At 54.7% G+C, this 24,893-nt stretch carries 23 protein-coding genes and 1 pseudogene; 6 read left to right on the top strand and 18 right to left on the bottom strand.

What is annotated here, in order from left to right; genetic code table 11:
• The first annotated feature begins 195 nt into the window (after positions 1 to 195).
• Positions 196 to 1,581 (top strand): alkaline phosphatase PhoX, encoded by a 1,386-nt coding sequence (locus ABYP39_RS00980; protein WP_372750476.1) that lies wholly within the window; start codon positions 196 to 198, stop codon positions 1,579 to 1,581.
• A 205-nt stretch (positions 1,582 to 1,786) separates the two neighbouring features.
• Here the strand turns inward: ABYP39_RS00980 and ABYP39_RS00985 are convergent, their stop codons facing one another.
• The 11 genes from ABYP39_RS00985 to hldE all read right to left on the bottom strand — a co-directional run bounded on the left by ABYP39_RS00985 (position 1,787) and on the right by hldE (position 11,060).
• Positions 1,787 to 3,931 carry an FAD-dependent oxidoreductase gene (locus tag ABYP39_RS00985; RefSeq protein WP_372748736.1) on the bottom strand — a complete coding sequence of 715 codons (2,145 nt, stop codon included), beginning with the start codon at positions 3,929 to 3,931 and terminating at the stop codon, positions 1,787 to 1,789.
• Between the two features lie 36 nt (positions 3,932 to 3,967).
• On the bottom strand, positions 3,968 to 4,882 hold the full coding sequence (locus tag ABYP39_RS00990) for a radical SAM protein (protein WP_372748737.1): 915 nt from the start codon (positions 4,880 to 4,882) through the stop codon (positions 3,968 to 3,970).
• Positions 4,882 to 5,922, bottom strand: a complete 1,041-nt coding sequence (locus tag ABYP39_RS00995) for a methyltransferase domain-containing protein (protein WP_372748738.1) — start codon at positions 5,920 to 5,922, stop codon at positions 4,882 to 4,884. The genes ABYP39_RS00990 and ABYP39_RS00995 overlap by 1 nt, the downstream gene beginning before the upstream one ends.
• Before the next feature lie 44 nt (positions 5,923 to 5,966).
• Positions 5,967 to 6,200, bottom strand: coding sequence for a zf-HC2 domain-containing protein (locus ABYP39_RS01000; protein ID WP_372780792.1), 234 nt, complete (start codon positions 6,198 to 6,200; stop codon positions 5,967 to 5,969).
• Positions 6,194 to 6,796 carry an RNA polymerase sigma factor gene (locus ABYP39_RS01005; RefSeq protein WP_372748740.1) on the bottom strand — a complete coding sequence of 201 codons (603 nt, stop codon included), beginning with the start codon at positions 6,794 to 6,796 and terminating at the stop codon, positions 6,194 to 6,196. Before ABYP39_RS01005 ends, ABYP39_RS01000 begins: the two co-directional genes overlap by 7 nt.
• Before the next feature lie 49 nt (positions 6,797 to 6,845).
• On the bottom strand, positions 6,846 to 7,133 hold the full coding sequence (locus tag ABYP39_RS01010) for a hypothetical protein (RefSeq protein WP_372748741.1): 288 nt from the start codon (positions 7,131 to 7,133) through the stop codon (positions 6,846 to 6,848).
• A gap of 8 nt (positions 7,134 to 7,141) precedes the next feature.
• On the bottom strand, positions 7,142 to 7,732 hold the full coding sequence (locus tag ABYP39_RS01015; RefSeq protein WP_372780793.1) for a GNAT family N-acetyltransferase: 591 nt from the start codon (positions 7,730 to 7,732) through the stop codon (positions 7,142 to 7,144).
• Positions 7,733 to 7,803: 71 nt separating this feature from the next.
• Positions 7,804 to 8,211, bottom strand: coding sequence for a gamma-glutamylcyclotransferase family protein (locus ABYP39_RS01020; RefSeq protein WP_372748743.1), 408 nt, complete (start codon positions 8,209 to 8,211; stop codon positions 7,804 to 7,806).
• Positions 8,212 to 8,217: 6 nt separating this feature from the next.
• Complete coding sequence (locus ABYP39_RS01025) at positions 8,218 to 8,958, bottom strand: glutathione S-transferase N-terminal domain-containing protein (protein ID WP_372780794.1); 741 nt, start codon at positions 8,956 to 8,958, stop codon at positions 8,218 to 8,220.
• Positions 8,955 to 9,572, bottom strand: a complete 618-nt coding sequence (locus ABYP39_RS01030; RefSeq protein ID WP_372780795.1) for a class I SAM-dependent methyltransferase — start codon at positions 9,570 to 9,572, stop codon at positions 8,955 to 8,957. Before ABYP39_RS01030 ends, ABYP39_RS01025 begins: the two co-directional genes overlap by 4 nt.
• A gap of 51 nt (positions 9,573 to 9,623) precedes the next feature.
• Positions 9,624 to 11,060 carry a bifunctional D-glycero-beta-D-manno-heptose-7-phosphate kinase/D-glycero-beta-D-manno-heptose 1-phosphate adenylyltransferase HldE gene (hldE, locus tag ABYP39_RS01035; protein ID WP_372764148.1) on the bottom strand — a complete coding sequence of 479 codons (1,437 nt, stop codon included), beginning with the start codon at positions 11,058 to 11,060 and terminating at the stop codon, positions 9,624 to 9,626.
• 121 nt (positions 11,061 to 11,181) lie between these two features.
• Here hldE and ABYP39_RS01040 point away from each other — a divergent pair, with 121 nt between their 5' ends.
• A complete protein-coding gene (locus ABYP39_RS01040) occupies positions 11,182 to 11,793 on the top strand; it encodes a class I SAM-dependent methyltransferase (protein ID WP_372780796.1) in 612 nt (203 codons plus the stop codon).
• 102 nt (positions 11,794 to 11,895) lie between these two features.
• Positions 11,896 to 13,611 (top strand): alpha/beta hydrolase, encoded by a 1,716-nt coding sequence (locus ABYP39_RS01045; protein ID WP_372780797.1) that lies wholly within the window; start codon positions 11,896 to 11,898, stop codon positions 13,609 to 13,611.
• Positions 13,612 to 13,627: 16 nt separating this feature from the next.
• On the opposite strand, the gene ABYP39_RS01050 is transcribed toward ABYP39_RS01045, so the two are convergent.
• The 5 genes from ABYP39_RS01050 to rfaP form a co-directional block, all read right to left on the bottom strand.
• On the bottom strand, positions 13,628 to 14,710 hold the full coding sequence (locus tag ABYP39_RS01050) for a prenyltransferase (protein ID WP_372780798.1): 1,083 nt from the start codon (positions 14,708 to 14,710) through the stop codon (positions 13,628 to 13,630).
• Positions 14,710 to 15,438: a class I SAM-dependent methyltransferase gene (locus ABYP39_RS01055; protein ID WP_372780799.1), complete on the bottom strand. Its 729-nt coding sequence runs from the start codon at positions 15,436 to 15,438 to the stop codon at positions 14,710 to 14,712. Before ABYP39_RS01055 ends, ABYP39_RS01050 begins: the two co-directional genes overlap by 1 nt.
• Positions 15,425 to 16,744: a glycosyltransferase family 4 protein gene (locus tag ABYP39_RS01060; RefSeq protein WP_372780800.1), complete on the bottom strand. Its 1,320-nt coding sequence runs from the start codon at positions 16,742 to 16,744 to the stop codon at positions 15,425 to 15,427. Before ABYP39_RS01060 ends, ABYP39_RS01055 begins: the two co-directional genes overlap by 14 nt.
• Positions 16,745 to 16,875: 131 nt before the next feature.
• On the bottom strand, positions 16,876 to 18,927 hold the full coding sequence (locus tag ABYP39_RS01065; protein ID WP_372780801.1) for an acyltransferase family protein: 2,052 nt from the start codon (positions 18,925 to 18,927) through the stop codon (positions 16,876 to 16,878).
• Between the two features lie 181 nt (positions 18,928 to 19,108).
• Positions 19,109 to 19,924, bottom strand: coding sequence for a lipopolysaccharide core heptose(I) kinase RfaP (gene rfaP / locus ABYP39_RS01070; protein ID WP_372759387.1), 816 nt, complete (start codon positions 19,922 to 19,924; stop codon positions 19,109 to 19,111).
• Positions 19,925 to 20,012: 88 nt separating this feature from the next.
• Here rfaP and ABYP39_RS01075 point away from each other — a divergent pair, with 88 nt between their 5' ends.
• On the top strand, positions 20,013 to 20,750 hold the full coding sequence (locus tag ABYP39_RS01075) for a class I SAM-dependent methyltransferase (RefSeq protein ID WP_372780802.1): 738 nt from the start codon (positions 20,013 to 20,015) through the stop codon (positions 20,748 to 20,750).
• Between the two features lie 5 nt (positions 20,751 to 20,755).
• The gene (locus ABYP39_RS01080) at positions 20,756 to 21,979 is read left to right on the top strand and encodes an O-antigen ligase family protein (protein WP_372760369.1); all 1,224 of its coding nucleotides are present in this window, start codon (positions 20,756 to 20,758) and stop codon (positions 21,977 to 21,979) included.
• Here ABYP39_RS01080 and ABYP39_RS01085 read toward each other — a convergent pair.
• Together ABYP39_RS01085 and ABYP39_RS01090 are read right to left on the bottom strand one after the other, a co-directional pair.
• Positions 21,933 to 23,303, bottom strand: coding sequence for an undecaprenyl-phosphate glucose phosphotransferase (locus ABYP39_RS01085; RefSeq protein WP_372780803.1), 1,371 nt, complete (start codon positions 23,301 to 23,303; stop codon positions 21,933 to 21,935). The genes ABYP39_RS01080 and ABYP39_RS01085 overlap by 47 nt on opposite strands.
• A gap of 46 nt (positions 23,304 to 23,349) precedes the next feature.
• Positions 23,350 to 24,468 carry a glycosyltransferase gene (locus ABYP39_RS01090; protein ID WP_372780804.1) on the bottom strand — a complete coding sequence of 373 codons (1,119 nt, stop codon included), beginning with the start codon at positions 24,466 to 24,468 and terminating at the stop codon, positions 23,350 to 23,352.
• A gap of 215 nt (positions 24,469 to 24,683) precedes the next feature.
• Here ABYP39_RS01090 and ABYP39_RS01095 point away from each other — a divergent pair.
• Positions 24,684 to 24,893 (top strand): annotated as a pseudogene (locus ABYP39_RS01095) (ABC transporter permease); the annotation flags it as partial.

Raw genomic sequence — 24,893 nt, forward strand, 5'->3', positions numbered from 1 at the left:
GTATACATTCACTTTGCGAACAGTGCAGGCAATTGTCATGGAACTGCAGCATGCCCTTGCGCTTTCCCGGCAAAGCACACAGCAACGCTATCTCCTACGCCGCCTGCATTCGATTGACGCCATCCTGTAACAATTCTGACATCGTTTCCTAAGACAATACGCGCAAATTCACCAATGTATTCGCGGAGATATGCGATGGTTCCCGACTACTCACGCCGCGCGCTACTGCGCAAAGCTTTTTACGCTGCTGCCGCTTCCGGTCTAGCCCCCGTACTCGCCGCCTGTAATAGCTCCAGCTCATCGAGTAGCTCCAACACCGGAGCAACACCAACCAGCGGCGCCAGCAGTGGCGCACCGGAGCTGAATATCCCGCTGGGGCGACTTGCCGGAATCAGTGACCTAGGCTCGCCCGATCCCTTTACCCAGATTGCAGTACCGGCGGGTTTTGCTATTCGCGCCATTGCCACCTCCCAGCTGCCGGTGCAAACGCCTGCAGCCAGTGCGCCCATGAGCAGCTATCGCTGGCACAGTTTCCCGGATGGCGGCGCCTGTTACACCCGACCCGAAGGCGGCTGGATTTACACATCCAATGCCGAAGTTCCGCAATTGCCACTGGGCGGTTGCGGCGCTATCAGCTTTAACGCCGCCGGCGAAACCGAAGCCGCGTACCCAATTCTCACCGGCACCCGGCAGAACTGCGCTGGCGGAAAAACGCCATGGAATACCTGGGTTTCCTGCGAGGAAGTGAGGGACGGACTCTGCTTCGAATGCGATCCTTATAACGAAAGCGAAGGTATCGCCAAACCATCGCTGGGCCTGTTTCCCCATGAAGCCATTGCGGTAGACCCCATCCACAATGTGATTTACCTGACTGAGGATACTGGCGATGGCCGCTTTTATCGGTGGCTCGCAGACCCCAGTGATATTCAACCCGACGGTCGCCTGGCAATGGAAAACGGTACTCTGCAAGTGCTCAATATTGCAGGGCTCGAAGACGGTGGCTACGAAACCGACGACAGCGCATTGAAGCAGCTACGTCCGGTAAGTTGGCGCGATGTGATTCAGCCAGATAAGGCACAACCCGATGTGCGCAGCGAGATCGAAAGCGCCGGGGCTAATCCGCCCGGTACCGTCTTCGACGGCGGTGAAGGGCTGTGGTATTACGAACTAGCTGCGGGCGATATTCCTGCCGGAGGCCATACAGCGACGCGCGGCGTGATTTTCTTCACCACCAAAGGTGACAATCGGGTGTGGGCGCTGGATATAGAAAACGACCTACTGGAACTGATCTTTGACAACAGTCAGATCGAACCGGATTTCGGCGATGTCGATAACTTGACGGTCAGTCCCTGGGGCGACGTGATTGTGGCGGAAGACCCACCGCAGGCACCCAGCTCACGCATCATGGTGGTGTTGCCCAACCAGCAGGCGCGCCCGCTGGTGGAAGTCTTTCACCCCGGGTCGGAAATTACCGGACCGGCCTTTTCCCCAGACGGGTCACGCCTGTACTTCAGCTCACAGCGCCGCAACGGTACCGGCGAAACCTACGAGTTAAGACTGCCGGACGCACTTTTGCTCTAAGCGTTTATCCGCGGCGGTGCGGAGCCGAAAGCTGGGGTATACAGCAACTCGCTGCGGGTAATAACCCCCGCAGCGCGATAATCAGGCTTAGCCTGCTATCGGGATTGAGCCTGATACCGGAGCTTGACTTCGCTATCAGGCGCACAAAAGCTCTCCAACGATAGAAACGACGGAGCCATGCCGCTCAGTTCCTGTACCGTCAGCGCTAGAGTTGCCAGCGATGAAATCGCGCTACCCACTGCAGCAGTTTCTGCGGTGCGTGTGCTTTACCCCACTCACCGGCAGCATACTTGTTAGCCTCAGCCATGGTCGGGTAGATATGAATAGTCCCCAGAATCTTTTTAAGACCAATACGATGTTTCATGGCCAGAACATATTCGGCTATTAGATCACTGGCATTGGCGCCGACTATGGTCACGCCCAGAATACGGTCTGAGCCCGGCGGGGTGAGCACTTTCACAAAGCCACTGGCATTACCGTCGGCGATGGCTCGATCAAGATCGTCAATACCATAGCGGGTAACCTCAAACTCAATATCTTCGGCCCTCGCATCCTGCTCATTCAATCCAACCCGCGCTATCTCCGGACTAATAAAGGTTGCCCAAGGGATAACCGAATAATCTACCCGAAACTTTTTAAAACGACCAAACAGAGCATTGACCGCCGCATACCAGGCCTGGTGAGCCGCGACGTGGGTAAACTGATAGGGGCCGGTAATATCGCCGCAAGCGTAGATATTCGGGTACCGGGTTTGCATAAAGTCGTTAACCGCGACGGTGCCGTTTTCGCGTTTTTCAAAACCAAGCTGCTCGAGCCCAAAACCTTCCGTATTCGCCTGTCGGCCGATCGCAATCAGCACTTCATCAAACACCAAGCGCACTTGCTGATCACCCGTTGTGACGTACAACACCTTGTCCTTGCCTTCCAGCGCAAAGCGCTCAGCTTTGTGACCTGTTAACAGATTCACCCCGCTGTCACGCAGACCACTTGCTGCCGCTTGAGCCACGTCGTCATCTTCTCTGGGCAGTACGCGGGGCAGCATCTCAACCTGACTAACGCTAGATCCAAGTCGCGCAAACGCCTGCGCCAGCTCACAGCCAATGGGGCCACCACCTAACACAAGCAACCTACCCGGCAAGTCTTGCAAGGACCACAGCGAATCCGACGTGAGGTAGCCCACTTCGTCTAGCCCCGGAAATGGCGGCACCAAGGGGCGCGCACCCGCTGCGAGAATAATATTTTTAGCGGTGAGCGTTTCCACATCTCCCTGCGGATTGCGGATTTCAACCGCCCACGGGGAAATCAGGGTTGCCTCACCCTGCCGGCAATCCACACCCAGCTCACTGTAACGCTCGATGGAATCATGAGGTTCGATTTTCTCAATGACCGACTGGATTCGCCCCATCACCCCCGCAAAATCGGTTTGCGGCGACAGCGGCTTGAGGCCGTAGTCCGGGGCATGGCCGGCGAGGTGATGTACCTGCGCACTTTTAATAAGCGCTTTGGAGGGCACACAACCGGTATTCAGACAGTCCCCGCCCATCTTGTCGCGTTCTATCAGGGTTACGCTGGCTTTGACCGTGGCTGCGATATACGCGCTGACCAAGCCGGCAGAGCCTGCCCCAATAACAATCAGGTTGCGATCAAATTTCTTCGGTTTACGCCAGCCACGATACACCCGCACTGCCTGCATCCGATTGACGATGGCACGGCCGACCCACGGCAATAATGCCAACAGGGTAAAGGCCAGTATAAGCTGCGGCGACAACAGGCCCGCTGGAGACTCGATGCGCGCGAGTTGCGTTCCCGCATTCACGTACACAATCGTACCCGCCAACATACCCAACTGGCTTACCCAATAAAATGTCCAGGTGCGAATGGGTGTCAAAGCCATCAACAGGTTGATGATAAAGAAAGGGAATATTGGCACCAGGCGCAGTGAAAAAAGATACAGTGCGCCGTCGCGTTCCACCCCGCGATTGATGGCTTTCATCCTCTCGGCAAAGCGCTGTTGTACCCAGTCGTGGAGCAGGTAGCGCGCCACAAAAAACGCCAGGGTTGCCCCGACACTGGCCGCAAACGATGCCAGAAAAACGCCTTTTACTAATCCGAATATAGCACCCGCCGCCAAGGTCATAATCGCAGCACCGGGCAGCGATAAAGCCGTGATCACTACATAGGCCAGAAAGAAAAGCACGCCAGCAAGTAATGGCTCTGCATCCACATAAGCGCGAATATCGCCCAACTGACTTTGCAGGTAGTCCAGGCTCAGCCAGCGACCGAGATCAAAAAATAACAGCCCGCCAACGCTCAACACGAGCAGCAGTAGTATCAGGGCTTTTTTCGCCATTGTTTCGTCAGCCTCCGTTGTGCGTCGTAGTGCGGGTTAGATTTCGCTGCAAGAAGCACCGTGACTGAAGCAGCTGAAACAGCGGTGGTGGCGCAGCATGACCCGGGTGTCCAGACTCTCCTTGAGCGTAGCGCCAAGGTTGTAGTGCGGGTCGTCATCCACCAGCGTACAGGCATAAACACCAGTTCTACCACTGTGTTTGACCACCATGCGGCTAAATGCACACATAAACTGCGCGCGACTTTCGCTGGTATGGTGCTCGGTCATACAGTTTTCGGAAATCTCTGGCACGTCGGCGGTGGCGCCGGGGGGGAGAAAATCAGGAAATGAAATCAGGCGCAGGTCTGACGGTAGGCCGACACGATGCAATTCATCCCGATAGGCCTGCTCGACCGCTGCCGTGTCTTCGCCCGACTGCCACTGCCGAGCCACCGACACTTCAAAACCCATGGTGTGCAGTTGCTTCAGCGCGTCAAAGGATTCCGCATAGGTGCCTGCGCCACGACCCGCCTCATGACGCGCGGCATCCGGGTAATCAATACTGATTCGAAATCGCAAAGGGTGCGCGGCATTGACCAATGGCTCCAGTTGGCTAAGACGCTGCAACAGTGGCCGGGTGCCATTGGTGAGCACCAGACAGGGTCTATGCCCCAGCGCGTAATCCAGAATATTGTGAAAATCGCGTGCCACAAAGGGCTCACCGCCAGTAAACGAAAAATTCTCCACGCCCAGCGCTACAGCTTCGTCAATATAGGGCTGCACATCCGCCAGCGTCATCAGCTGCAGACGGTCATCGCCGGGTTTAGAGCCCTCCAGGCAAAAGGGGCAGCGCAGGTTGCAGGCCGTGCCGGTGTGAAACCAGAGTTCGCGCAAACGCGGCGTTTCAATATAGCCGCGGGGCTCGCCGGAGGATGTATGGAGCCAGCTGTCGGAACGGGCGATCAATACCATCAGCAGCAGGCTCCGAACTCGTCATCGCCAGTGTTCGCAAAGGGCATCAGATCACCACAGTCAGGAAAAATACCGTAGTGCACATCAAAGTTGCCAATAAATTCGAAGTACGGAGCGAAACGCGACTCCGCCAGCATGCGCCAGGTATTGCCGCATACCGGAAACACCCGGCCTTTTTCAATCTTGTGGTGACCATCCAGTACAAAGACCTGCTCGCTACCATCAACACCGCCACGGTAAATTACCGCTTGCCCGTAGTCTTCGCAGGCGGGTTCCAGGCCATCAATTTTAAACAGACGGTAGGTCGCCGAAAAAAACTGCGCTGGCGCCAGCTTCTGTGAAATATCCGGATTGTTAATACCCAGCGGGCGATCCTCAACCAGTCGCGGATCTGCAAAACCACTGCGCTTGGCAAGACTGAGAAAATCATTCCAGTACAGGGCGCCGCCAAGGCATTCGCCATAGAGCACCGGGTCAGTGCGCAGTGCGTCCGCCAGCCGGCGATCGCAGTAAACGTCAGAAAAGTAGAACTCACCTCCGGGTTTCAGCACCCGATAGACTTCGCGTAGCACGGCATCTTTATCCGGCGACAGATTGATGACACAGTTTGAGATAACGATATCAAAACTGTTATCAGCCAAACCCAGTTCATCCAGCTTCTCGATGTAACCCTCCAGAAAGGTCACATTGGATTGCGCGTAACCAAATTGATCGCGGTGATAATCCTGGTGCGCACGAGCTACCGCCAACTGTTCTGGCGTCATATCCACACCAACCACATGGCCCGACTCGCCTACGAGCGCTGACAGCGCATAGACATCACGACCACTGCCACTGCCTAGATCCAATATACGCATACCACGCAGCGCAGTGGGCGCCACCAGACCACAGCCGTAGTAACGACTCACCACCTCCGGATGCAGCTTGGCCAGTATCGGTTTGAGCCATTCCGGTGGTGCAACATCGCAACAGGCATCGGTTTGCAGGTCACTGCTGGTTTGCAGTTGTTTGCCGTAATAATCTTTAACTTCGTTTTGCATACTGGCCTTGTGTCATGGCGTTTGAAAAAGATAACGAGTAGTTGTCAGGCGTCCTTGTCGTGCTCGCGCACCGCGCGAACGACCTTAGCCACCTCTGCATCACTTGCGCGGCCATGCATCTGTGGAACAGCGCGCAATAGATCCTGCAATTGTCTGACATAACGTCGACAGTGCCGGCACATTAACAGGTGTACGCGCACAGCCATACGCCGCCCTGGCGACAACTCTGTCGCCAGCAAGGCATCAGCATGCTCCACGATTTCACGGCATTTCAGCATTCGCCCGTTTCCTGGTAATGGTCCACAAGTTTGTACAGCTGGGTGCGAGCCCGATGCAGCAGTACTCTAGCATTGGATGCAGAAATGGCCAGTTCGTTACAGATTTCCTCAAATTCGAGGCCGCCCGCGTCGCGCAATTCCAGCATGGCCCGCTGCCGCGATGGCATGGCTGCCAGCAGGCGCCGAAGACAGGCTTCTAGCTCGCGCTGCATAAGCAATCCGTCAGGAGACTCATCATGCCACGTTACCGGCGGCTTACTCCAATGCCCATTGTCTCGAAACCGATCCGCTAAAGGTTGCCCGTCGTCGCCACTGTCCAGTGACATCTCCCGGCGCTGACCGCGCAGCAACATACGACCTTCATTGATGGCAATACGCGTCAGCCAGGTTCGCAGCGCGGCGCGGCCCTCAAATTTCGGTAGCGCCGAGTAGGCTTTAATCCACGTGTTCTGCACTACTTCTTCGGCATCATTGGAACCGACAATGGCCGTCGCCGTTGCCAGCAACGCACGGTGATGCAGGCCGACCAGCGCAGCAAATGCTCTTTCCTCACGGCGCCGCAGAGCCGCCAGATCTATGCTGTCATCAATTGCCATGAGCCAATCCCGTTGTGATCTCGTGTAGTTGTGACCACGCAGCGCATCATTAAATCCGTACTTTCTGACGTGCCACCCAGTCGAAGTGTCGCTGCAGGGCCGGATCGCGGCGTAGTGCATCAAGTGAGTCAAACTGCTTGGCTAGGGTCATTTCGTCATAGAACCGGTGAATGCCATTGTGGCATTGGCGACAGACCATAATGCCTTCATTGAGTTGCTCACGACTGTACTGCTTTTGAAAAAACGTTCGCCGGTGCAATTTGCGGGGAATTAAGTGATGGAAGCTAAGGTGCGTTTCCCGTCCACACAGGCAACAAGGGCCACGCTTTGCCGCCATACCTGCGCTCACGACTGCGCTGGCCGCCACATCAGTAACAGCGGTGGTGCGTCGTCGGCAACCCGCAGCTCTTCTACAATGTCAAAGCCGAAGCGACGATAAAAGCTGGTGTTTTCCGGTTTCGAATTTTCCAGATAAGCCGGCTGTTGCTGCGCATCAATACGCTCCAGTGCCTTAGCCATTAGCGCGCCGCCGTAGCCTTTGCCCTGATGTTCCGGTCGCGCGGCTATGGCAAATAGGTAGTAGTGATCTGAGGTAGGATGCTTGCGTTCCATCGCCTGATCGATGAGCAGTGCGTTGCGCGCCGCACGAACACCACCCTTGCCAAGGATATGGCGCGCCATGGTCAGGGTTGAGCGCAAGCCGAAATGCTTGTGCACCCCCGGCGGCAGCCACAGACTAGCCGCCTTGTCGGCGCAACGGTGGCCGAAACCCACACGAAGGTAAAGCGCTCGCGCCATCTCGGTGTATACAGGCCGCAAAGCTGCCGGGTTGCGAAATGTCCAACAGTTAACGGGGTCATCCGCAAATCCGGCGGCAATTATATCGCCAGCCAAGCGATGCTCGCCCGGACTGATTGTCTGAAGGCCGTTAGTCATTACGCATAGGGTCCTGTTTTTATGATGTGATAGATACGTAACAAAAGCACTGTTCGGTTCACGCTGCGCGGCTAGGTCTCCGCTTTGAGCATTAAGCACTGGGCCTTGGCATAGCGCTTTGCATCCAGACCGTACTGCCAACTGCGGCGGCTCAGGCGGCTGCGATAGCGCGGTCGCATGACGTAGGTATTGGCTTCCAGCTCGCGGCCATCGTCGAGCGTAACCTGCACCGGCTCGCGGCGATAGTATTCCCCTTCGTAGCGATCCAGTGCCTGCCAACCGCCTGGCGGAATATCCCGAACCAGCACACCGCGAACCTGTGCTCCAGCTTGTTCGATAACAGCCGGGTATGCGGCGGCCTTTACCCCGTAGCAGGCAAAGTCTGGCAGTGTTGCCGGCTCTACCGTGCACTCGCGACCAACCAGCGCCTCCAGCAGGGGCGTATACATCAGCGTACCGTAACAGAATAAATTCGCCATAGGAGATCAGTCGTTAGTCCGCCCGCTGTCGCGTTGACCCGGCTCGCCCTCGGCCCGATAACGCTGGGAATCCTGCCCGAACAACATTTTCCGGGCGGACTCGTCCAGGGTGCCAGGCGCAGGCCGCAAATCCTTGCCAATATCCACCCCTCGACGCAGAGCTGGCCGCTGCTTCAGTTCATCGTACCAGCGCTTGAGATCGGGAAAATTATTGAGGTCAAAACCATAGCGCTTGTACGGCAACACCCATGGGAAGCTCGCCATATCCGCGATGGAGTATTCTCCAGCCAGGTAGGGCCGTGATTTCAATGCATAGTTCATCACGCCCAAAAGGCGATCATACTCATTGAGGTAGCGCGCCTTGGCGTACTGGTTTTCTTCGGTATCCTGGTAATTCACAAAGTGGCTGGCCTGGCCGCCCATTGGGCCGAGATTTGCCATCTGCCAGAACAGCCATTGGGCAACATCGTAAAAACCCCGCTGATCGCGAGGCATGAACTGTCCGCTTTTTTCCGCCAGATACATCAGAATGGCGCCGGATTCAAACACACTCAGCGGCCCTCCGTCAGCGTCGTGATCAACAATGACAGGCATTCGCGCATTCGGATTCAGGCGGAGGAAGTTCTCTTCGAATTGCTCCCCGGCGGCAATGTTCAACGGAATGACCCGATAGGGCAAACCGCACTCCTCCAGCATGATGGTGATTTTCCAGCCATTGGGGGTGGGGGCAAAATACAGGTCGATCACGGCGTGGCGTATCCCTTATAGCGAAAACCCGCGATACGCGGCGTTTTCGGCAGGTAATCCATCTGCAGATCGCCGATAGTAAAGCCTCCTTGGGCCAACAGTTCTGGAATACGACGATTGAGATGGCAGCCTCCAGCAACTTTCTTCCACACCGGGTTGATGCGATCTTGCCAGCGCGCCACTGATTCATCGGGGGCCGCCCCATGCTCACAGAACAACAACCTGCCGCCGGGTTTGAGAACCCGGTGCATTTGCTTGAGCGCCGCCTCCCAGTCAGGGATGGTACACAGGGTAAAGGTCAACACCACCGTATCCGCACTGTGGTTGTCCAGCGGGATCTCCTCCCCGGGCAAACCGAGCCATTCCACCTGTACCGGGGAGCGAGCCAGGTTTTTGCGGGCTTTTTTGCGCATACCCTCGGAAGGCTCCAAGCCCCAGACAAAATCCACCTTGTCCGGGTTGTAGTAACGCAGATTCAAGCCGCTGCCCATGCCGACTTCCAGCACTCGACCTTCAGCAGCGCCAAGCAGGCTGCTGCGCTCGTCCATAATCACCTTGTCGCCGCACGCCAGATCGATCACATGCGGCAGAATGTGCTGCTCATAGAATGACATAGTGCCTCCAAAGCGCGCCCTGCTAGGAACCGGCTTATACGCGGGCGATCATTATTTTGGCCGGTTCTTTTCTAATACCTTTTCAACAATCGCTGTGGTCGAGCAGTCATCAAAAAACGATAACACTTTTACCTGACCACCGTAGGATTCAACGATTTCCCAGCCGACAACGCCACGCTTGTCGTAATCGCCGCCTTTCACGAGCACATCGGGCTTGAGCACCTGCAACAAATCTTCGGGTGTATCATCATCAAAACACACTACCCAATCAACGGCCTCCAGGCCAGCCAGCACAGCCATGCGCCTGTCTTGGGGGTTAATCGGGCGCCCCGGACCTTTGAGCTTGCTTACTGACGCATCGCTGTTAACGGCGACTACCAGCCGGTTGCCCAGTTGCCGGGCCTGCTCGAGATAGCCCACATGACCGGCGTGGATAATATCGAAACAACCATTGGTAAATACCACTTTTTCGCCGTGGGCGCGGGCATCTTCCAGAGCTAACTGCAGCTGTTCTACCGTCACTGCACCACGCTCACTGCCCTGCTCGCGTTGCACCGCGCGACGTAATTCAGGCGCACTGATCGCTGCTGTGCCCAGTTTACCTACCACGATGCCGGCCGCCAGATTGGCCAGGGCCACCGCGTTCGGCAGGTCGTCCCCCGCCCCAAGCGCCGCCGCCAGCACCGAGATCACCGTGTCACCCGCGCCGGTCACATCGAACACTTCCATCGCCCGCGCTGGCAGGTGAAACTCCGGCTCGCCAGGCCGAATCAGGCTCATACCATGCTCGCCGCGAGTGACCAGCAAGGCCTGCAGCTCCAGCTCATGAATCATCGACTCGGCTTTTTCTACCAGATCCTGTTCGCTGGTGGTCCGACCGACAATGGCCTCGAACTCATGCAGATTGGGCGTCAGCAGCGTGGCGCCACGGTATTTGCGAAAATCTGTTCCCTTAGGGTCAACCAGCACTGGGATGCCGCGCTTGCGCGCCGCCTGAATGAGGACCTGTGGATCCTGCAGGGCACCTTTTGCGTAATCGGAAATAACCAGCGCTTTCGCCGCTTCCAATTCCTGAAGTGCCCGTTGTGCGAGCGCCGCCGAATCTTCGGGCACGAAGGGGTCTTCAAAATCCAGCCGCAACAGCTGCTGGTGGCGGGAAATCACTCGCAGTTTGGTGATGGTTGGGTGGGCTTCAGCAACCTGCAGGCGGCACAGGATGTTGGCTGCCTCCAGTCGTTGCTGCAGCACCTGACCGGCTTCGTCCCGTCCGACCAAGCCCGCAATCACCGAGGCGCTGCCCAGGGCCGATATATTGAGGGCGACGTTACCGGCACCGCCAGGGCGATCTTCAATCTGTTTAACATCGACCACCGGTACCGGCGCCTCCGGTGACACCCGGGAGGTATTGCCATGCCAGTATCTGTCCAGCATCAGATCACCCACCACCAGAACGCGGGACTGATCAAAACGCGGCATATGTAATTTCATGCAGACCATCCTTAATACAATGGGGCCAAATCATAGCATAGCGCTGACCGGAATCGCCGTTGCCGGGCGTGCAGAAATTGTTTACTGTGCCCGCCTTACGCAATGCTAGTGAGCTGACAACATGGATCTCCCCCTCGATATTTCGGCGATTAAAGGTTTTCTCGGTGACGACGAAGCCGAAACGCTCTATCGCCGGGCATTGGAAGAGTCTGGGAAAGGCCCCGTATTAGAGATTGGCAGCTACTGCGGCAAGTCAACTGTGGTATTGGGCGCAGCCTGCCAGCAACAGGGCAGTATCGTTTTTGCGGTAGATCATCATCGCGGTTCCGAGGAACATCAAAAAGGCGAGTTCTTCCACGACCCTGAGCTGTTTGACGCCGCTGAGCAGCAATTTGACAGTTTTCGGGAGTTCCGACGCAATATCAGCCGCGCGGGATTGAATGACACAGTAGTCCCCTTGGTTGCCGGTTCCGAGGTAGCTTCACGTTGCTGGAACACACCGCTCTCAATGGTTTTTATCGACGGCGGGCATAGTCTGGAAGCAGCACTGACCGACTACCGCTGCTGGGCGGGGCATATTCTGCGAGGCGGCCTTCTCGCCATTCATGACCTTTTCGACAAACCGGAGGAAGGCGGGCAGGCGCCCATTGGCATTTATCGTCTGGCGATTGCCTCCGGCCTGTTTGAACCGCTGGAGCGCACCTCCTCACTGGCGGTGTTGCGCCGCTGCTAGACGCAGACAAACCAGGCGGTAATATTGCTGAATCTGATCAACCTTACCTAACCGACTTCTATACTTAGTACCTCACCGCTGATCATGACGAAATGTGCATCCATGACCAAATCGCTTCCACGGCTGCTCGGACTCCTCCTGCTGGGATTGCTTCAGGGCTGCGATAGCGACGGGGATCGTGATCAGAATCCCGAAGAGTTGATTCGCGAAATTACCATTGTGTCCAGCGCACCCAACGATGGCACGGCAAGCCTGACAACCACACTTACCGCGACACTGTATCTGCCCAAGGAGCATCGGCGCGGTTTACGGTACCCGGTGATCATTCACAGCCACGGCTGGGGTGGCAGCCGGATCTCGTCCACAGAATTCCAGAATCTGAAGCCAGCCACCGCGGCCTCCACACTGGACTACGTCAGCCAGATTGATAGCCAGCTGGTGGCGCTGCGCGAAGCAGGCTATGCAGTGATCTCCTATGACCAGCGCGGTTTCGGGCGCGGCGGTGACGATGGCGATGAAGGCTCTGACGGCGGCAGTCACGGGATGTCGCCGGACTTTGAAATCGAAGATGCCAAAGCGGTGGTCGACTGGGCCGCGTCCAACCTGAACCTGATAGAAGATGCAGCGGGTGACCCTCGCGTGGGCTTGCTGGGTAGCAGCTACGGCGGCGCCTTTCAGGTAATGTTGGCGGCAGAAGACCCCCGCATCGACGCCATTGTTCCCTCAATCACCTGGTACAACCTGCGCGACAGTTTTGCACCGAACACTGTGTTGAAAAAGGCGTGGCTCATCGCGATCTGCAACAAAATTGTCGACGAAGACGGCGCAGAGCTGTCAGTGGAAATGGAAGCTGCCTGCACCCAAGTACGCGTCAGCTTCAATCGCGAACTCGCCGACGCACCAGTCACCGAATCGCTGTTTTTTGACAACAGTCTGGCCTCCTATTTCGCTGACCCCGGGTTTTCCATGCCCAAGGTCGACGCCCTGATTCTGCAAGGCGTACGCGACACACTGTTCCCGTTGAATGAAGGTATCCAACTGTTCAACCAGCTCAGTACTGGTGGCGGTGATGTGCGACTGCTTGCCCACGAAAGTGGCCACGGTGGCGTGCGCTCAGGTTCAGGCTCACAGGGGCCGATTGGTCAAGCCTATTGCGGCAAGCTCGACGCTATTACTGTTCTCCGGCGGTGGTTTGATGAAAAGCTCTACCGCCGCAATGGTGTGCCGATACCGCGCATCTGCGCTGCGCTGGACAACCGCCAGTCGGTCCAGGTTGAATCGCTCACTCCGGCCACTGGTGAATTCAGCGTTTCCATTCCACCCCTGACCACGGTGCTGGGCAGCGCGCACAATAACGTGGCCAGCGCCACGGGCGAAGCACTCTTTATCAGTGGCGTAACCGTTACGCGATCAAATCAGGTATTGCTGGGAACGCCAGTGGCACAACTTCTAGTGCAAGCTGGCCCCGGTAATTTAGATCCGACACCGACCTCTGGGCTGAACGCTGCTGCCGTTTTTATCGGCATCGGGATAGAACGCGAGGGCACTGTGTTTCTTGTGGACGACCAAATACAGCCCATACTGTCCACGGACGAACGCGCCAACGGCACCCCTGCACCCATCGACCTGGTGGCTGTTGCTGAGAAACTGGAAGCGGGTGATAAAGTTGGCGTACTGCTGTACGGAAAGCATGATCTCTACGAGAATCACCCCATCGGCAGCAGTAGCACCGGCACCAATTGGCAAAACAATGTAGCAACTTTACTGGGCAGAGTTGATTTACCCATTGCCACAATGACGGACATCATTACGCGTTAACAGGCTTGCCCAAGAGTTACACTTTTTGACGGCGTTCGATGTCTAACGCCTCGTCCGTCTCGACTTCCAGTAAGGTAACGCGGTTAAACAGATGGTGCGCGGCGGTGTATTCGGTCAGCGCATCTGCCGCCAACAAAATGGCGCCGGCGGTCCAGGTGGGCTTCTCATCGGGCCACATCAGATCTTCCACAAACTGGTAGCCAGTCCAGTATTCGCCGCTTTTCAGGCGCCACTGATGCAGCCAGCTGTAGACCGTTACCGCGCGCGCGTGATCACCCGCTGCCAGTAGTGCCATTACCAGTTCACAAGATTCCGCTACGGTTACCCATGGCTCGTCAGAAACACAGCGACAACCCATGTCAGTCTCGACAAATTCGTGCCAGCGTTTTTGCAAATGCTCTTTGGCTCGCGCCTTGGGGAAGGCCCCGGAAAGTACCGGATAAAACCAGTCCATTGAATAACGCGACTTACTTTCCCAAGTGCGATCGAAGCGCTCCGGCTTATTCCGCAGGGCTTCGCCCAACTGTTCTCGCGCCACCAGCCAATCGCTGCGTTCTTCGCCCAAGGTCACGGCGATATTGTGGGCGCATTCCAGGCTTTTATAAATGGAGCTACAACCGGTAATCAGTGCGTCGCACATCGGCTCACCGTGGGTATCCACGGCCCAGTTGATTTCACCATGGGGTGACTGCTGGGAAAGCACAAAGCGAATAGCTCGATCGACAGTGGGCCACAGCCGACGCAAGAAATGCTCGCGCCGAGTAATCAGATAGTGGTGCCATACCCCGGTTGCCACATAGGCCACGAAATTGGTTTCGCGGCGCTCGCGATTGTCCACCTCACCGTTTTTGTAGGCGGCCCACCAGCTACCGTCAGCCAGTTGATTTTCGGCGAGCCAGTCATACGCTTTTTCTGCCGCGTCATACTCCCCGCCAATACTGAGTCCCATTGCCGCTTCGGTATGATCCCAGGGATCGGCGTGACCACCTTCAAACCAGGGAATCAGGCCATCGTCACGCTGTACCATTTTGATAAAAGCAACAGTCGACTTTAAAAACTCTTTGGGAAATAGCCCCTTACTGAGAAACACACCACTCATTATGCAGCCCCCTCTGCGCCAGCCGGTTTGCGAAAGTACATAACCACACTTTTGCCAACAACCGGATTAAGCAGTGATTCCAGCGTGCGAGTAAAACGCGGACGCTCCAGCAGATCCCAGACCAACAGGCGGTGATACTGCTTCACCAGAAAGTTCTGATCCTGCTTTTCCCAAAACAGACACTTCAGCCACCAGAAAGGCGCATGCAACGCGTGCGCCCAGTGACGGTGGTAAAACTGCAAGCCCAACGCCTGAATCTGCCCACGCAGTTTGGCCGCATCGAAGATACGCACGTGACCGCCCTCGACCTTGTAATACGCATCGCTGAGAGCCCAGCATATTCGCTCAGGCCAGGCACGCGGCACACTGGCACAAAACAGCCCACCAGGCTTAAGCACGCGCTCAATCTCTTTCAGCACAGCCCGATAATCGGGAATATGCTCTAGCACTTCCGAGCAGATGATTTTGTCGAAGGTATTGTCCGCAAAGGGAAGCTGCAGAGCGTTTGCATTCGCCAGCCCAAAGCCCTTAGCGGTATTGTCAGGTTCGGCAAAATCGGAAAATTTTGTTTGCGCCGCTTTCAGGTCATTGAGACACAAATCCACCCCAACAGCGGTGACATCGGCCTCAACGAAGGCAGAGATAACGTGGCGACCTTCACCACAACCCAAATCCAGCACTTTGTCGCCAGAGGCAAGCAGAAAGTGCTTGAAGTCAACGGTTTGCACGATCGATGACCTTCCAGTAGTAGTCTGTCATTTCCAGCGCGGCTTTGCGCCAGCAGAAGATGTTTTCCATGCGCTCACGCCCGGCCTGAGCCAGCGCACGGCGCTTATCGGGATTGTCGAACAAAGTGGCTACGGCCTGCACGATGGCCTGAGCATCTTTGACCGGCACTTGCATACAGGCATCACCCACCACCTCCGGCAAGGCGCCGCCATTGGTAGACACCACGGCAGTGCCGCAGGCCATCGCTTCACCAGCCGGCAAGCCGAAGCCTTCATAAACCGAGGGCACCACAACCACTTCGGCCTCGTTGTAGTAACGCACCAGATCTTCCGTGCTAATCCCCGTCACACACCGGATGCGCCGCTGGACTCCCAATCGCTCTATCAGCCGCTCGGTAGAACCACCTGGCTTGGGTTTGCCTACCAACAGCAACTCGACCTGCGGGTAATGTTGTGCCAAATCGGCCAGCGCACTAATAAGATAATGGGCACCCTTGAGCGGTGCATCTGCTGACACCGTCGCCATCAGCCTGAAGGGCTTTTTGGTCACCTCGGGCATCGGATGGAATACGTCGGTATCGATCCCACAATGCACCAGGTTGATGCTTTCCTGGCTCATCCCAAAAGCATCGGCGATATCCACCTTCGAGCGTTGTGACACTGTCACCACATTTTGCAATTTCGGCGCAACGCTGCGCTGCATGGTGATAAACGAGTGCCAGCGACGAATCAACAGCCGCTGCCAAGCGCTGCGCGCTGCGGCAAGCGCGATGTCGAGGTCGCTAGTAATGGGGTGATGTATGGTGGTGACCAGCGGGAAGCCTTCGCGCTGAAGCTTCAGCATGGACCAGCTAAGGCTTTGATTATCATGAATTATATCGTAGTGGCGGCCATGCTTTCGCAGGTATTTCAACACCCGCCGCCCAAAACAGTGCGGCTCGGCAAAACCACCGGTGAGCTTGCTGGTCCACTCGATGATGTTGGTCATTGACCGCAGATGATGCGGTCGCAACGAGCCTAGCCCGTTCTCAAAGAGGTTGAGCCCGGGCATTTTAATCAGGCGTACCCCCTCATCGAGATGCGGGTAGGGCTGACCTGAAATGACATCAACTTGATGACCGGCCTCAACCAGGGCCTTGCTGAGATAGCGGATATAAATCCCCTGCCCACCGCCATACGGATGGCTACGGTAGCCCAATAGGCAGATTTTCAACGAATGGCTGTGAAGCCCCTCGCTGATAGGGACAATATCAGCGACCTGTTGCCGCGCCTGCGGCTGTGATTTGGCGAGCTGCTCTGAACGCATATTCCGATACTGGCTTTTTTCACAATGACCCCGTCAGCCAGTAACGGCTTTCCGACTTGGTCGGAGGGGAGAAACGTCTTAAAGACACTGATTGTACGTTACAAGAGCCGGAAGTGTAGCGGCAAAAGCGGTCAAAATCTAGTCACTATACGACTGGACAGGGAGGCATCACCAAAGACCACACTCATTACGTCTGACACCAGCAGCGAGGCCCCGAAATTGTTCAGATGATCATCGTCCAGATAGAGCAAGCGGCCGTTAAGTTGAGCATAGCAGCGCGCCTCAGCCTCACTGCAAAACACATCCTCGGGCTTGACTCGCACCAAGTTATCCCACTCACCGAGCGCATCAAAAGCTTCGACTACCGGTGCCACTCGCTCGCGATAGCGGGCCAGGCTGATAGATATATCTCCCTGCGGGTTGTCGCCACGCATCAAGCGCTTAAAATGATAGTGGGGAACATGCCATCCCATCTCGGGAATAGGGTAAATAAGTACAACTTCTTTACCCAACTCGAGCAAGGCCTTCACCGGCGCCACAAAGGATTGAAGCAGTGCAGTCTCTCTGTCCTCCCCAAGCCCGTAGTCCGCAACAGGCTCAAACCATTGCTGTCGCCCAGATTCGACTCCACCCTCGCCATTTTCGTACTTGTCCCGGTCGAGGAAATAAGGATAACGCCCAACAATTACGACACCCTCGATATCTGCCTTGGCCAAGCGCTCCATCAGGCGCATATTGTGGTCTTGGCAAAGCTGGCTATCGCTTCCCACTAGACGACTGCCAAGCGTCAACGCACATGCATTTCTAAAAATGGCGTAGCCCGCAATTTCTCGCTCGCGAAAAGCTTTATCCAGCGCAGTGGTTAGTGCCGCGGCATGACTATCACCCACCAAAGCCCAATTACGCGGCTTCTCTGGATCACCAATTGGGCAAGGACCGCTCTTTAGCACCGTATAGCAGGCCACGCTGTCCGCAGTAATCGCCACACTACGAAAATTCTGCTCTTGGTAATGGGTTCGGACAACCTCCGGCAGTCGCTCTTCAACACCATGTTTACGATCTATATATTTTGCGGTGAAGTACAGAGGGATTGTGGCCAGAAGCAGGACCGCCCAAAAAGCCTTCGGTGATATCTGACGGCGATTTCTAAAGGGCACCTCCACCAAGCGGAAAGTCACAACAGAGAGCAGGGTTGCACCGATCGTAAGCGCCAAATATTCTAGACCTGAGAGCGCTACTGGCGAATACCATCGGCCAAGAGCAAAAAATACTTGGTGCCACAAATAGAGGGAATATGAAATTGCGCCAATCTGCAAGAGAGGTTTTAGGCTCAACAACTTGTAAAACAGGCTAGAACGATTGGCAAAGCCAATAAAAGCAAGCGAGCCAAAAACAGGGGCTATCGTTGCAGGCCCCGGGTGAACCCAGTGTGCCGTGGCAACACAAAACACCACCACAACCACCAAGGCACCTAAATCAGCTATCCTCGCATGCAGCCACTCTGGAACCACAGCTCTCATACGAGCTTCACTCACAGCCAATAGCGAGCCTAGCGCGAACTCCCAAAAACGAGAATACGGGACATAAAAAGCGGTTTGTGCGTCATCGTATACCAATGCGATAGCCGCACAAAATGATGTTGCAGCAAGAAATGCGAGTGCTACGTCAACCCTGAGACGCCGATATACCGAAAAGCAAAGTGCAAACAATAGGGGAATAAAAAGGTAGTACTGCTGCTCCAAACCCAGCGTCCAGACATGCATGAAGGGCTGCAGCCCCATATCCGCATCAAAATAGCCCGCACTGGAATTCGCAAAATAAAAATTACCGGCAAGCCCCAAAATCCAAAGCGCGCTTTCCCCCATATTCTCATACTCGGTCGCCGGCAATAGCGGGTAGGCAGCAATAAGAGATATGAAGACAACGAGATACAGTACGGGAAAGACGCGTCGGACTCGCCGTTCGTAAAATCCCAGGATAGAAAAGCGCTCATTCCGAATATCGGCAAGAATGATAAGCCCCATCAGATAGCCGCTGAGAACGAAAAAAATATCTACGGAGAAATAAACCCCCTCAAAAGCAGCAACCCCGGCATGAAATACGATAACAAGCAGCACGAGCGCCCCTCGGAGACCTTCGATCTCCGGGCGAAATGCTACGCCGCCGCTGTTAGTTGATGACATTCGGACTATTCCGTCGCCAGAAAAGGTTATAACTCGGGCCACCACGAGAGAAGAATTACAAAAAAAGCGGCATTGAGAAAGCAAGGGCGAATGTTAGCCTCCCGACAGAAGGAAGCAACCCTCCATCTGTGAATATTTACTATTTTGAGGGGGCAATCACAGAAAGCTACATGCACCCATATCAGCTTGGCGCAACAGGCTGATACTTACGCAAATACTTAATTCGAAGCTTTTCCCCGAGCTTGTGTATCTGCAAAAGCTCATGGCGTTTTTGCCGTAGGATTTCTCCCAGCGGCTTATTGTAGTAATCCACAAGAAAGCGATAGTAGTCTCTCTTTGTGAGGGTGATGTGCGCAGCAGAGGAATATAGCGCTGCCAGATCCTTGCATCGCCAACGCGCAGGAACACTCGATCTGATTTGAGCCCGGTGAAGGTCTATCAGCGCTAGCTCTGCGCGCTCGAGATCCCCCCCACGTAGCAAAAAGTGGCATAAATAGAGATCACGGTGATTTACGCCAAGCGCATGCATTCGCCCTACCTGCGTGGCAATACGCTTGATTAGCCGGCGCTTCACTACTGGAGGAGGCGCCACCTCACCCCAGTTTGCAGTAACATCCTCAAGACTAGGAGCATCAGCAATCTCCTGCGTGATCAGAAAAGATTGCCGGGTTGCCGGGTTTCGACCACGTCGCCCGAAACCTGCCGCAACCATGGTATCAACGCCGTTTGCCCCCAATAGCTCAACGGCGGCCAACTCATTGTCGGCGCCTAGAATCGGAGGGCGCAAAGCCACTAGGTTTTTGGCGATTTCCTTCCAACCGACCCCCTTGTGGAATTTCAGAAAATAGCCTCGACCCTTACGCTCAAAGCGTAGTGTGGTGCGATCAGGCATAGCGCGGTAGACGTCGCCGTCGAGACTTTCAACAAATGCGAATTCATCGCCTGCGACCCCCAATTCGGGGGCCAGCCAAGCCTTGGGCTTACCGGAATTGCTCAAAGATTAATCCTGCCTGATACTCAATGGGGCGAATCTGCGCCTTACTGCGCAAAAACAGGGCGAAATTATAGGCAATTTGCAATAGAATATGCAGCCCAAAACACAGCAAACGACACGGTACCTCAAAAGCATGACGGTAGACAGCTTTCTTCAAAAGGCGTGGTCGGAGTCCGGCCCCAAGGTAATCAGCGGATTTTCTCGCCCTATTTACCACAATATTGCCGGGCTGCTGCACGGTCGCAAATACGACAAAAAAGCCTATGGCGGCATGATTCGCCACACCGAAGCCGGCATGCTCACTCAGTGGGCCTCGGAAATTCCGCAAGGCGGCGTGGTCGTAGAAATTGGCTGCTATGGCGGACTGTCCACCAGCTACTTGCTGAGAGGGCTATCAAAACGCGGCGGTAAGATCTACGCAATAGACCCCTTCAACTCCGATCTGGACAAGCAGGCGGAGCTGACTGACAACTGCGTACCACTGGAACAGAAGCCCACCAAAGAGCTCGTAGCCTCCCGACTGGAACAGAATGGCTTTGGGGGCATGTTCCAACTGATAGAAGGCTACTCCCAAGAAGCTGCCAAGAATTGGGACCCTAGCGTCAAAATCGATTTTCTGTGGATCGATGGCAATCACGAGCAGGCGTACCAGGATTTCAAAGATTTTGAACCCTTCTTGAACCCGGGCGCGCGAGTTGCAGTGCACGACGCCCATCCTCGCTATGGCTATGAGGCGGTTGTAGAAGATGTGAAAAAAATCTTCAATAGCCGCAAATGGCAAGATCTGGAACACGTTAAAAGCATTATTGCCGGACGTATTGCAGACTAGAGCCCATGTCGGAAAATAGTGTTAAGCCCGCAGTAGCGCCGGGTATCCATCTGGCGCTGGTGGCAGGCTTTTACATTTTTATGTCGGCCTGGTTTATCGCGCCAACGCGCACCGCGCATCACACAATCGTATACCTGGCATTTCTGCTGCCCGCACTATTGCATCTTATAAACAGCTCACTGCGCAAAGACCCAAAGCTGAAGATATTGGCATCTCCAGTCTACCTTAGCCTAGCGCTGTTTTTGATTTACATGGCATTGACCACCCTCTGGTCTGATTTGGCGAAAGCGCCAGAGCATTATATTAAACGCATCGGGCAGACGCTGCTGTTTGTATATGGTGTATACGCCGTCTGCCGCTTTTCTCCTCGACACTTTGAACGAGCAATACTGTGCTCGGTGCTTATGTGCACTGTCTGGCTACTTGTTAACGAGCTGCACTTTCAGGAAGCCGCGTATATGCAAGATCGCTTCCGGGGCGCAAATGCTGGCCTTCACTACCTGCTGACGGGCGCTCTCCTAGGCGCAATACTGGTACTTGGCACCCACCTGCTACTCCAAAGGCTCGCACGCCGGGGGGTTGATTTACGTAATGCGCTACTTTTGCTTTGCCTTGGCGGCGTTTTCTACGGTGTGCTAATTACCGAGTCTCGCTCAGCCCTACTCGCCTTGGCTGTCACTGCAGCGTACTGGTTTTTCGACGCCCCCAGCATCCGGAATTTCAAGATAATCGCCGTAGGAATAGCCATAGCCGCGGCATTTATGCTGGCGCCATACGCGGAATTATTTATTTCCAGAGGGTTTTCTCAGCGCTTCGAGATCTGGCACACGACGCTCCAATGGATTATCGAGAAACCATGGCTCGGCCATGGCTTCGACGCCGAATATGTACTATTTGTTAGTAGTGGCGAGGAACTATACGACGCCCACAACATTCATCTGGAGATACTGTTTGAAGGAGGCCTGATAGGCGGCGCCTTATGGCTAATATTCTTGGCAACACTACTGAAGTGCGGCTGGGAATCTAGGCATAGTGCCATGGGTAAGGGACTACTCGCCCTATTAATCTACTCGATATGCGTAAAATTTTTCGAATCGCGCGGTATTTTAAGCCGACCGACGGAGTTCTGGCACTTGATCTGGCTATGCGCCGGCATAGCCCTTGCGCTGCAGGCATCCGCCTCTAGTAAGCGTTGCGATGCACAAAACCCCGAAAGACCGTCAGAATAATTATTTTAATATCAAATAGCAGCGACCAATGCTCTATGTAGTACAGATCATGTTCGATTCTGGCCTGCAAATCGGTGTCCCCTCGCCAGCCATTTACTTGCGCCCAACCCGTTATACCTGCCTTTACCTTGTGCTTTTGCATGTATCCGGGTATTTCATCCTTAAACCTATCAACAAACACTGGACGCTCTGGGCGCGGGCCAACAATTGACATATCCCCCTTCAGCACATTAAAAAACTGCGGCAGCTCATCCAAACTGGTTCTCCGCAGAAACGCGCCAAAACGCGTGGCTCTCCGGTCATCCGGAGTAGCCCAAACAGCGCCAGTTGACGCTTCCGCGTCGTTGCGCATAGAACGAAATTTATACATTTTGAAACAGCGCCCGTTCCAACTCATCCGCTCCTGACGAAAGAACACAGGGCCTGGTGACGACAACTTCACTCCAACAGCGATCACCAGCAATAGAGGGCTAATCGCCAGCAAAACCAGAATAGAGACCACCTTGTCCTCCACATCCTTTATGAACCTGCTCACCCCATCCATAGGTGTCATTGAAAGATTTACAACTGAAAGACCTGCAACCACACTTGTAGAATGGTTCAGCAGCCTAAAACCATATAGATCCGGCACCAGCCGCAAATCGACGACAGAATGCTTGAATTGCTCCAATACCCCCTCAAGCCGATCAGCCTGATTAAAGGGAAAAGCCAACCAGACCTGATCGATATTATTAGCCGCTGCAAAACTGGAAGCCTCTGATTCAACACCCTGCCAACCTTTGAAATCAGACACCGGCTCGTCGTCGGTGAAATAGGCGACAACTTCAAATTCCCCATCTTTGTGTCTGGACAGGCGAGCCAACGTCTTAGCGCCAACTTCAGCAGCACCAACAACAATGATTCGCCGCCGATCCAGGCCAGCCCGGCGAAGGGAGCGAATCATGCGATACACTCCTCGACGCCCTAACTCCAAAGCTACGAAACCCAAAGCGAGCCACAACCCATACCAAAGCCGTGAAAAATGATCACTGGTTTTAGTGATAAACAGAAACAACGATAGCAGCAGAAACACAAGTAGCCACCCGGGCAACGTTGCACCCAACGGCACCGGATGATTACGGTATAGGCCCAGCTGATTAAAGACGACGCCCGTTGAGAGAACCGCAACCAATGTCAGAGTCAGATATTCTGTCGGGTCCGGATCTACCAGCGGGATAGCATAGTAAAGGACTGTAGAGACACCCGAGACCGCCAAAATGTCTGAAATCTGGGTCAGGATGACAACCAGACTAGAATGGTCCCGACTTCCGGCATTTCCTATCATATGTGGAATATCTTATATCTTGTTTGATTATAGAAGAATGAATGATTCAAAGAGGCCCCGCCCCCAAACGCGCCGACTTTTCCGCCAGCCTCCGCTTAACCAAGGCCTCAAATTGCTCGAGGAAAGCCTGCCTCTCAAAAGCCCGCGCAGTGTTAACCAATATCGCCGAATCGAATGCCTGCTCTATAGATTCGAATCGCTCTACCGCCTCATTTAATGATTCCGCGGTTTGTTGGTCAAAAAACAAACCTGTCTTGCCCTCGACCACCGTCTCAAGCGCGCCCCCCTTACGAAAGGCAATGACCGGAGTACCAGAAGCGATTGCCTCTACGGGCACGATGCCGAAATCTTCGGCACCTGGAAAAATCAGTGCCCGCGCCTCACTGTAGAGCCGCTTCAACACAGAAAAATCCACTTTTCCGAGAAATTCGACATTCGCAGGCGCCTCTCTAGAAAGCGCCTCAAAACATTCTCCGCCTCCTACGACCTTCAGCGGACGGCCACTTGAACCGAAAGCCTCGACGGCAAGATCAGCACGTTTGTACCCCACAAGCTCGCCAACCATCAGATAGTAACCGCCCTTTACGGAAGATGGTGCAAAGTCATCGACCGCTACGGGAGGGTTTATCACCTCCGCGTCGCGATTATAAAAGGTTCTTATGCGTTCCGCGACAAATCGCGAATTGGCCACAAAATGCCCCACCCGTTGAGCGCTAGACACATCCCACATGCGCATATAATGCGCCACCATCGGCATAAGTAGCCGCTTAAACCAGCCAGCATTGCTACGATAGTCGTGGTACATATCCCAAATGTAGCGCATCGGAGAATGGCAGTAGCATATATGCAGCGCCTCCGGATCTGTTAAAACCCCCTTGGCGGGGCCAGACTCGCTTGAGATAACAAGGTCGTAACCTCGCAAATCAAGTTGCTCAAGCGCCAGAGGCATAAAAGGCAAATACATCTGGTATAGCCTGGTTGCGAACGGTAGTTTGCCAACAAACGTTGTACCCGATACCGCATCCAGTGTTTTCCGGCTTACCGCCGAAGGGTCAACTACATGCGTAAAAATGTCTGCGCCGGGATAAAGATCCAGCAACGCTTCGACAACCTTCTCCCCACCACGCATGCCAACCAGCCAATAATGCACTATCGCTATTTTCATATCTAAAACCCTTGAGGAACATCAAATCTTCAAACCAAAGCCTGAACGCTAGCCTATCCGACGTAGCAGTCCGAATCCGGCTTAAAAGGGCACCGCCTGAAATTGCCTAAATTGACCCCTAGTCGCTACAATAGCCCACCTTTGCTCAATCGAAGTCATGCTGGGCCGATGATTATTATAAGTTACTGCACCTCAGTAACTGCTGGAGAGAACTATTGAATCCGCATAAACCACACCCGATATCACCTATCACTCTAGTGAAAACCACCTGGAGGCATCGGCAGTTAGTCACTCAGATGACGTGGCGCGAGATTGCGGGGAGATACAGAGGCTCCATAATGGGGCTGTGCTGGTCATTTGTACATCCCTTACTGATGCTGGCTGTTTATACCTTTGTATTCTCGGTAGTGTTCGAAGCAAAGTGG

Origin of the sequence: Litorivivens sp., from assembly GCF_041625495.1 — a bacterium.
GTDB lineage: Bacteria > Pseudomonadota > Gammaproteobacteria > Pseudomonadales > Spongiibacteraceae > Litorivivens.

Coding starts and splice junctions, on each gene's coding strand:
- ABYP39_RS00985 (WP_372748736.1), bottom strand. CDS start 3,931: ATGGCGAAAAAAGCCCTGATACTACTGCTGCTCGTGTTGAGCGTTGGC.
- ABYP39_RS00995 (WP_372748738.1), bottom strand. CDS start 5,922: ATGCAAAACGAAGTTAAAGATTATTACGGCAAACAACTGCAAACCAGC.
- ABYP39_RS00980 (WP_372750476.1), top strand. CDS start 196: ATGGTTCCCGACTACTCACGCCGCGCGCTACTGCGCAAAGCTTTTTAC.
- ABYP39_RS01085 (WP_372780803.1), bottom strand. CDS start 23,303: ATGATAGGAAATGCCGGAAGTCGGGACCATTCTAGTCTGGTTGTCATC.
- ABYP39_RS01005 (WP_372748740.1), bottom strand. CDS start 6,796: ATGGCAATTGATGACAGCATAGATCTGGCGGCTCTGCGGCGCCGTGAG.
- ABYP39_RS01000 (WP_372780792.1), bottom strand. CDS start 6,200: ATGCTGAAATGCCGTGAAATCGTGGAGCATGCTGATGCCTTGCTGGCG.
- ABYP39_RS01050 (WP_372780798.1), bottom strand. CDS start 14,710: ATGAGTGGTGTGTTTCTCAGTAAGGGGCTATTTCCCAAAGAGTTTTTA.
- ABYP39_RS01080 (WP_372760369.1), top strand. CDS start 20,756: ATGTCGGAAAATAGTGTTAAGCCCGCAGTAGCGCCGGGTATCCATCTG.
- ABYP39_RS01010 (WP_372748741.1), bottom strand. CDS start 7,133: ATGGCGGCAAAGCGTGGCCCTTGTTGCCTGTGTGGACGGGAAACGCAC.
- ABYP39_RS01090 (WP_372780804.1), bottom strand. CDS start 24,468: ATGAAAATAGCGATAGTGCATTATTGGCTGGTTGGCATGCGTGGTGGG.
- ABYP39_RS01040 (WP_372780796.1), top strand. CDS start 11,182: ATGGATCTCCCCCTCGATATTTCGGCGATTAAAGGTTTTCTCGGTGAC.
- ABYP39_RS01020 (WP_372748743.1), bottom strand. CDS start 8,211: ATGGCGAATTTATTCTGTTACGGTACGCTGATGTATACGCCCCTGCTG.
- ABYP39_RS01075 (WP_372780802.1), top strand. CDS start 20,013: ATGCAGCCCAAAACACAGCAAACGACACGGTACCTCAAAAGCATGACG.
- ABYP39_RS01045 (WP_372780797.1), top strand. CDS start 11,896: ATGACCAAATCGCTTCCACGGCTGCTCGGACTCCTCCTGCTGGGATTG.
- hldE (WP_372764148.1), bottom strand. CDS start 11,060: ATGAAATTACATATGCCGCGTTTTGATCAGTCCCGCGTTCTGGTGGTG.
- ABYP39_RS01060 (WP_372780800.1), bottom strand. CDS start 16,744: ATGCGTTCAGAGCAGCTCGCCAAATCACAGCCGCAGGCGCGGCAACAG.
- ABYP39_RS01015 (WP_372780793.1), bottom strand. CDS start 7,732: ATGACTAACGGCCTTCAGACAATCAGTCCGGGCGAGCATCGCTTGGCT.
- ABYP39_RS00990 (WP_372748737.1), bottom strand. CDS start 4,882: ATGGTATTGATCGCCCGTTCCGACAGCTGGCTCCATACATCCTCCGGC.
- ABYP39_RS01030 (WP_372780795.1), bottom strand. CDS start 9,572: ATGTCATTCTATGAGCAGCACATTCTGCCGCATGTGATCGATCTGGCG.
- ABYP39_RS01065 (WP_372780801.1), bottom strand. CDS start 18,927: ATGTCATCAACTAACAGCGGCGGCGTAGCATTTCGCCCGGAGATCGAA.